The organism is Candidatus Methanoperedens nitratireducens (genome assembly GCF_900196725.1).
GTDB classification, from domain to species: domain Archaea; phylum Halobacteriota; class Methanosarcinia; order Methanosarcinales; family Methanoperedenaceae; genus Methanoperedens; species Methanoperedens nitroreducens_A.
Genome location: NZ_FZMP01000042.1, coordinates 1 through 7,337 on the forward strand (window position 1 = coordinate 1; position 7,337 = coordinate 7,337).

The following is a 7,337-nucleotide window of genomic DNA, read 5'->3' on the forward strand; positions in this document are numbered from 1 at the left end:
TTGCGGTGAGCTCACTTTATGCCGCGGCTGATCACGCAAACTAAAGCTAAACTCTGGGGCTAATTAATATCTTTAACACTTTTTACCAACAGGAGCCCGTCCAATAATTCCAACTTTTCAAAGAATCATTCGTTTTATACCCTCTCTCAAATAGGGTACATTGAAATTTATCAACAATCCTAATTTCTTATCACATAATCTCAAATAAGATAATAGAGCATGCCGGCAGTGAATTTTATTTTCTGGGGAGAACCTATTATTTCCACCAGCATTTCCGAAGGGAACGTGTCGCTGTCATATTTGAGGGAGAGGTTAATGCCCCAGTCAAGCTCGCCAAAGCGCCGGTTAAGATATTCCTCGAGTTTCCCGATAGAATTTATCAGCGCAGGATCGATAAATTCATCCAGGATATTTTCAGGAACAAGCGTACCCTCTGTCTCTTTAAGCATCCAGTTGAACATGGATAATTCCATTGCTGACGAGTTCGTGCGCGGGCTATATCTCTCCGCCTGGTACACGAGCTCCCTGATCGCTGCCCCGAAGTTGCCATTGTGTTTTTCTACGTATGGTTTTATCTTCTTAACGTACTCATCGTCAATGGAGATATGCCTTGTAATGTTCATGCTTTAACCCCCGCTCCGGCATTTTCCCTCTCCCCCCTGTGCGACCTCGTTCTGTTTTCATTGGGTTTCAGTATCCTTTGCCACTTTCTGGAACATATATACGAATATCGAGGTCGGGACAAGGAACAATCCTGCAGCGAAGAATGCCAGGAAAGTTTCCGCCGGCAGGTAGTACGCTGCTGCCATAAACGCTGCCGCCGTAATGGCAGACACAATATACTTTATCTTATTTTCCATGGTTATCAACTCCTCAATCAAGAATATATAATGACAATATCAAGAAATGATTTGAGATTATTCTGTTAGGAAAATACCCTGTGCCGCCACGCGAGACGCTATGTGGATTTTGACGAACAAAGGGTAAAATAGAATGTAATTTATAAATTAAATCAGGTCAGGTTCCTGCATTTATGGCTATAAGGCTCCAGTCAGATTTGACATTGGCTCCTCCAAGCCATATACGACAGGTTTGCAGCTAAAATGTCTCTGAAGCGCCATTGTGTTGAGAAAATGGTCTCAGAGTAGTAGGTGAGATGGCGCTTGAAAAAAGAAAATAACGTTTTATGCCAGCTCAAACCTCATTATACACTCGCCAACAGGCCCGGGCTTCTCAACGCCTTTGGTTATCACATCCTTCCCGAGCTTCCTGACAGCCGCATATTTGGCAGCCTGCATGATAGGACAAGCGGTCGCCATGCCCTCTTTTCGCAATATCTCGTTCCCGTGGCAGATGGCGCATCCTTTGATATCGAGTGTATAATTCTTATCGTCGCAGTCGACCTTCACTTGTTTTGCGAATTCAAGCTGGTTCTTCAGGTAATTCTCAAAACTCTTCGCGAACTCGGCATTATTATTGATTGCCCCTGCCTTCTCCGCCCAGTTGTCAGCCATTATCGAGCCGACCTTTGCATTCATTTTCTTGGCATCATCACCCAGTGCTTTTATCACTGTGCTGTGGTATTGTTTAAAGAAATTCAGGCTTGTTGTCATATCGATCCTCCAATCATAGTTTTGACAAAACTATACATAACCGTAATCGGATATAAAGATTTTGGTTTGGCTTGAATTTTACGCGCTATTGTTTTTCTACTTCAGTGCTCCCGATGTATGATAGCCCCCGATTAAATTTAAAAACTACCCTTTGAGTAAAACCTCATCCCGAAGTTTATATTTTAAGTGAACACTTAACTTTATATAGTTACCTACCAATCGTAGCAAGGTGAATTATGACGCTTGCAAAATATCTTCAAGAAATGACCTTACAACATAGGCGACCGAACACTATTAAAAATGCAAGGCTGATTTTATCGGCACTTGATAGATTTAAACCTCTTAATGAGTGCACAGCCGATGATCTGAAACAGTATGTACAGGAATATATTAAAAAATTCAAGTTAGGTCATAATGGACGATCTCCGCAAGAAGGCAACTTAAACACAGCGTATACAATTTTTAAAAAATATTATAATTGGGCCGGTAAACCGGAAGTAATCGCTTGGATAAAAACAAAAAATGTTTTAAAGAAGATTAATCCCAACAAGCTTTTAACGCCTGCAGAAATCCAGACTATGCTTAGAGTGTGGGATAATTCCCGTGATAAATGTATGCTGGCTATAGCTTACGAATCTGGTATGAGAATAGGTGAGCTCCTGTCTTTGCGGGTTGAGGATATCACGATAAAAGAAGGTGAGTGTATGGTTAGAGTGCCGGATAATTATGAGGGTGAGGACATTAACGCTAAGACTGGGTCTCGATCATTAGTTTTAATCGAATCTTTACCTTATATTGAAAAGTATCTGCTGGTACATAATGGCACATCTCGGTTATTTGAAGTACACCATGTCAGAGCACACTATATTTTAAAAAACATGGCTACAAAAGCAGGAATTACTAAAAATGTACACTGGCACTTATTGCGACATACCAGAGCTACAGAAATGGCAAAATTAGGGATGCAAGAAACAGCCATGAAAAAGCGGTTTGGATGGAGTGAATCAAGCGATATGATAAGGCGCTATACCTCACTTACTGATGAGGATGCAGATAATTCATACAGGGAAGCGTTAGGTCTTGGCACTAAGAAAAAGGACATTGCTATCAATCCAATTGCAAAACGCTGCTCAAAATGTGGTAAACTTATTGATACTGGGGAATACTGCCCACAATGTGCTGAGATTCAAAGATTATCCGAAGCTAACATGAAAGCAACAATAAAGAATCAGGAATTAATACAAGAAGTGGAGACAATGAAGGCGATGTTTAGAGAAGATGTATTAAAGTCCATGATTGAGACAGGGGTAAACGAACTTCTGAAGCAAAAAGGTGTTAAAATAAACGATGGACGGATCAAAGAACTGATTGAAAATAATCTATAAGCTATATATAGAAGTTTATTCCAAGTTTTAAAATTATTTAAATCCGGTCGATCGTAGACAATCAGATCATAGGGTATACAATCATGCTAGGCGTGGTTTATTAGTTGTCAACATATAAATGATGACAGAATGGGTAAAAAGTTGTGAGATAATAATTGTAATTCTGCGGACCCGCTCGGAGTTAAGTGATAGGGTAGTAGACTGTAGGATGTGCCAATAATGGCACAAGCTCCTTAATGGTATTACAGAATTATAAAAAACTGTTTTAAATGCGATTAGAAGCTTTAACTGTAATTTTTGATAGAGAATATAAAAGAAGGGGATAAACTACAAGCCTAGATTAAAGACGATGCTAAGAATTTTAAAATATACTGGTACTTGTGCCAATAGGTGGCACACCCTCCTTAAAGGTGTAGCTAAGGCTACACTTCTAAAAAGCCTGGTAAAATGGGGATTTGCCCGAAGGGTGCAAAAAATTTTGGCACAAGCTCCTTAATGGTCTTGGCGTTGGTTTTAAAAGATAACTATCCCACTTTTATATGAACGTTCTCTATAAAAATAGGTCTGTTGATTTTGAGCCTTTTGAGGTCTTTACTTAGTATCTGGGCATCTTCTTTCGTTTCTACTGCTATTGGTTCTGTATTGACTTCACCAATTATTTTAAGGTTTGTATCTTGTTGCCCTTTTGATAAGTCCTTTTTTATATAGTTCTGCTGATAGCGTCTTACGATTCCAAAATCCATATACTGAGCTAATTGCTCAATAGCTCCTTTTACACCTTTCCAAATAATGCGGGATGGGAAATAAATAGATGTTACTCCCTCATTTGTTGTTTGAATTATCCCTTTCTCCTTATAGTACTTTAAATAACGCCAAAGGCTTCTTTTTGGAATCTGTGATATTTTTTCCAGATAAGGCATTGTGATGTATCCATTCTCCTGAGTTGCGATTATAGCTAAACATAGCATGGCATGGTCATTATTAAGTGGAAGTTGTCCTTTTATTTCTGTAATCGTATCATGTAACTCTGTGTATCCTTCCGGTTTCCATGGTCGGTATTGTATAGCTGTATCCTGAAATTCCTTTTTAAAATATGCGTCCTCGATATAATCTTCATCTTTTAACCCGGCAAAGTAGCATAGGTTTAGTAAGAATTCGTCTAACTGAGCCTTAACCGTTTCATATTCTGCTACTGTTGGGTATTCCTTGCTTTTGCCTATGAATACTTCTAATTTCGGATGACGTAAGGCATCTTCTTTAGCTCTGTCCTCGTAAGCATCGAATCTATAGCTTTTGATATCAACCTGATAGAGGAAGGTAAAACCTATAAAATCATATGTGGGAGATGCTATTTTATAAAATAAAGTGTTTCCCATGTCCACAGTATCCCGTATGTCATATTCACCTCTCGTTGCTGCTAATTCGTGTATTATCCTGAGTACTTCCCTTACTGCCGGTTCTTTTTCTTGGTTGTATCTGATATGACGCTCTAAGTTTAACAGCTTCCCTTGCTTAGTATCTATCATGTCATAAAATCGCTCCCCGCTTATTTGTTTTAAAAACTCATGAATCAGCTTAAAGATATCTTCAAGATCATAATAGCTTGAATTTACTTCTATATCTGTTCCTATTTTTGTGATATTATTTACTTTACCTGTTATTGTTTTTGTGCCTTTCCCAAAAATGGGTTTAAAGAATACGGTTGTTTTGGATGGGCTTTTTTTATCTCCTGAAGATAAACCATATTCGAATGCCGGTTTTCCAGTGTTAGGATTGATGAAACCGCCTTTCTTGGACCAAAGGGTAAACTCTTTGTCTTGAATAATGAATTTTTCCCTTTTCGATTCAAAAATAGATATGAGTAGATGATATAATGATAGAGTGGGAATAAATAGAGTCAGTCTAACTTTATGTGTAACTGGTATTATTGATTTATCCCGAACATGAGATAGGGGAATCTCTTTATAAGCGAAAGGTTTATTATTACCTATAGTAATATTATCCATAGCTAAAAAATCCTTAGAATGATATCGGGCGGGCTACCCGCTATCATTCGTTTTTTGTTAATTTTTAATTCCCTCAGATGCTATTATTTCGGATGCTATCTTTTGGATTTGAGCATCAACGAATTCGCGTATCTGGGTGAGGGAAGGTTTTTTAGCTAAAAACTCATTAATAGTCATTGCTGACTACCTCGGTTAATTCCGTAAGTTGGCATATCCTGGGTGTAATTATCTTGGCAGAGGTTGCACCTGGGTTCCATTCTTCACGCTTTTCGTGATCTCCATTACCACTTTACTAAAGGACTTTCCCCTTACTCGAAAGTCATTGAGTGCTTCATATGCTTCTTCTGTTAAACCTACCATTTTTAGTTTCATTTTCAGTCTCCTATTTTATCGGTTTATACCGATTTATTACAAATAGCTTAACAACGTCCCTGTTTATAAATTCAGAGAGTTGGATACGCTATTTTTAATTACTATATTAGCTACAGAACTTATAAATTTAGGACGTGGTAAACGCTATTTTAACTATTATAACATTTATATCATATAAAACGAGAGAGTTTTAAAAGCTATTTTTAAATATATTCTAACAATTTTAACATATGTAAATTATATAACTTCTCATTTTAAATATATCTTATGATTATATACTATTCCAGAAAATCGCTTGTGAGTAAACAAAATTGGCTTACTCGCAAGCGAAACAAGTGAAATCACTAAAAAGAGGAATAAAAATGGATACGAAAATATGCGAAATTTGTAACGAAACCGTAGATACAAGAGGATATGGAAACCACTTAATCGCTTGCAAGAGGAAGCAAAATCAAGTGAAATCCGAAGCGAAATCGCTTAATCACTTGCGGGAGGAAGTGAAACCAAGCGAACTTGAAGCGAAAGTAAGCGAAATCGTAACGAAATCAAGTGAAATTGAAGCGAAAATAGACGAAATTGAAGCGAAATCAAGCGAGCTTGAGGAGAAGGTGAGCGACATCACAGTACTGCATCAAGAGGATATTGAGGCCATGCATCAGGAGGCCCGCGAGATCTCAACAACTGAGGAAATAACCGATGATGTACCAGATGAGACACCAGAAGATAATGGATCATCCTGGGCGTCCGGATTCGATACAGTCTTTAAAGTGCTTGCCGTGATCATCCTGGCATTCGTGGGCTTTTTCTTTGTGCTGCCCTGGATAATCAAGAGGTTTATAAAAACCGATACGCAAAGGCTCAAAGATGCGTTCGATTGTATAAATAAAGCATCATCCGAAGCGGATAATCCGGGCACATTGAAGGCGAGTGTGGCAAAGTGCGCGTCTAAAACATTATAAAAAAAGAAAGGAGTGTTTATTTAGTGGGGGTTTCCATATCCTATGAGATTTGCGTGTCCCTGGATACCTGTACTTCGTTACTGGCCTGTTGGTAACGCTCAGTGAGTTCAGGTATTGAGGTATAAGGCAACTGATTTAATTTGCCCCTTATCTCTTTTATGCCACTATAAAGCACCTTTCGAAAGGCGATCCGGATTGACTCCGATCATATTTGCATATGCAACGACAGAATCCAGGGACTCCTTTTCTAACCTTATTGTTACAAAAGTACGGGTAACGTCAACAGTAACGGTTTTTTGTTCGACCTTCTGTGCTGTTTTTAATTCAAGTTTAGATGGTTTTTTCTGCTTAGTCTCCATAATGATTCACCATTAATATTACAGGTATTAAAGCACCTATAATTATTATAAGTATTATAATCACCATAAGTATAAATATTTTTGGGTACTTTTAGGACTTATGAGAATTTTAGGCACTTCGAAGGTTAGTAAGAGCTATAAAATTGCTTTGATCTCCGATATCGCAAAGAAACTTGAAGCAAAAGAAGGCGACATTATAGTTTTTTATGAAAATGATGCTGGCGACATCATAATTAAAAAAGGTTAAATCTTAATGGTAGTTATCATTAAAGATTTAGGGAAGCTGGTTTTGAATATCCCGTCAGATCGCCATTATTGCAAAGCTATTGGTTCTCATATTCGGGTATGTCGTTTTGTTGATTGTAGATATGCGAGCTCGTGCACTCTGGGTAGCCGTTGATCCTAAACAAAAGAAGATTTCCCTGCAAAAGGAAAGAAATATTTCTCCGTAACGGAAATTGGAATAAATCTCCCTTTTTTGCTACCAAAAAACAGGTTAATATAAGAAACATTATTATAAAATGATTATTTTTGTTTTAGATTATTTTCATAAGAAAAGAAAATAAAAATTATAAATCCCCCGATTGATGATAGGTACGACCCCCTTAACGTAAAGTGTTCACTTAAGGTTTTAATCTCATCC

General features: G+C 37.8%; 9 protein-coding genes. 3 read left to right on the forward strand and 6 right to left on the reverse strand.

What is annotated here, in order from left to right:
- Positions 1-117: 117 nt before the first annotated feature.
- From MNV_RS21140 to MNV_RS04165, 4 genes are all read right to left on the reverse strand, one after another.
- Complete coding sequence (locus MNV_RS21140) at positions 118-204, reverse strand: GxxExxY protein (RefSeq protein WP_394336528.1); 87 nt, start codon at positions 202-204, stop codon at positions 118-120.
- On the reverse strand, positions 201-623 hold the full coding sequence (locus tag MNV_RS04155; protein WP_096204116.1) for a hypothetical protein: 423 nt from the start codon (positions 621-623) through the stop codon (positions 201-203). The genes MNV_RS21140 and MNV_RS04155 overlap by 4 nt, the downstream gene beginning before the upstream one ends.
- Positions 624-680: 57 nt before the next feature.
- A complete protein-coding gene (locus MNV_RS04160) occupies positions 681-860 on the reverse strand; it encodes a hypothetical protein (RefSeq protein ID WP_096204117.1) in 180 nt (59 codons plus the stop codon).
- A 324-nt stretch (positions 861-1,184) separates the two neighbouring features.
- Complete coding sequence (locus MNV_RS04165; RefSeq protein WP_096204118.1) at positions 1,185-1,613, reverse strand: hypothetical protein; 429 nt, start codon at positions 1,611-1,613, stop codon at positions 1,185-1,187.
- Between the two features lie 236 nt (positions 1,614-1,849).
- Here MNV_RS04165 and MNV_RS04170 point away from each other — a divergent pair, with 236 nt between their 5' ends.
- Positions 1,850-2,998 carry a tyrosine-type recombinase/integrase gene (locus MNV_RS04170; RefSeq protein WP_096204119.1) on the forward strand — a complete coding sequence of 383 codons (1,149 nt, stop codon included), beginning with the start codon at positions 1,850-1,852 and terminating at the stop codon, positions 2,996-2,998.
- A 524-nt stretch (positions 2,999-3,522) separates the two neighbouring features.
- Here MNV_RS04170 and MNV_RS04175 read toward each other — a convergent pair.
- Positions 3,523-5,004, reverse strand: a complete 1,482-nt coding sequence (locus tag MNV_RS04175) for a DUF7845 domain-containing protein (RefSeq protein WP_096204120.1) — start codon at positions 5,002-5,004, stop codon at positions 3,523-3,525.
- Between the two features lie 734 nt (positions 5,005-5,738).
- On the opposite strand from MNV_RS04175, the gene MNV_RS04180 reads away from it, so the two are divergent.
- Positions 5,739-6,335, forward strand: a complete 597-nt coding sequence (locus MNV_RS04180) for a coiled-coil domain-containing protein (RefSeq protein WP_096204121.1) — start codon at positions 5,739-5,741, stop codon at positions 6,333-6,335.
- A 164-nt stretch (positions 6,336-6,499) separates the two neighbouring features.
- Here the strand turns inward: MNV_RS04180 and MNV_RS04185 are convergent, their stop codons facing one another.
- Entirely contained in the window at positions 6,500-6,694 is a 195-nt protein-coding gene (locus MNV_RS04185) for a hypothetical protein (RefSeq protein WP_096204122.1), read from the reverse strand.
- Between the two features lie 100 nt (positions 6,695-6,794).
- On the opposite strand from MNV_RS04185, the gene MNV_RS19340 reads away from it, so the two are divergent.
- Positions 6,795-6,941, forward strand: coding sequence for a hypothetical protein (locus tag MNV_RS19340; protein ID WP_179293800.1), 147 nt, complete (start codon positions 6,795-6,797; stop codon positions 6,939-6,941).
- The last annotated feature ends 396 nt before the right edge of the window (positions 6,942-7,337 follow it).